The sequence below is a fragment of the Streptomyces sp. rh34 genome, from assembly GCF_002551245.1.
Taxonomy (GTDB): Bacteria; Actinomycetota; Actinomycetes; order Streptomycetales; family Streptomycetaceae; genus Streptomyces.
In genome coordinates, this window is the sequence record NZ_NTGZ01000619.1 from 1 (window position 1) to 384 (window position 384).

General features: G+C 76.0%; 1 pseudogene. It reads left to right on the top strand.

The window, feature by feature from the left end:
- Positions 1 to 78: 78 nt before the first annotated feature.
- Positions 79 to 384 (top strand): annotated as a pseudogene (locus CR470_RS38505) (AAA family ATPase); the annotation flags it as partial.

The following is a 384-nucleotide window of genomic DNA, read 5'->3' on the forward strand; positions in this document are numbered from 1 at the left end:
TGCCAGCCCGCTCAGAGATGTGTATAAGAGACAGACCCCGGCCCGTCCGTCGACGCACTCCGCGACATCGTCGACCGGTTGGCCGCCGAGCACGCCGAGGAGCACCGCCTCGCCGCCGGGACGCACGCAGCCCGCGAGGCCCTCGACGCCGCGGAGCGCGAGCACCTCGGGCGGCTCGAACTCCGGCAGGAGACCGAGCGGCGGGCCGCGGCCCGCACGTCCCGGCGGGAGGCACTCGACCGCGAACAGGCCGTGCTGCGGGACGAACTCGCCGTGGTCCGGGGCGAGTCCGGGTCCGTCGCCGCCTACGCGGAACGCCTCACCCGCCGGGTGGCGCTGCTCGCGGAGGCCGCCGAGGCGGTACGCGCCGAACAGGACGCGGAC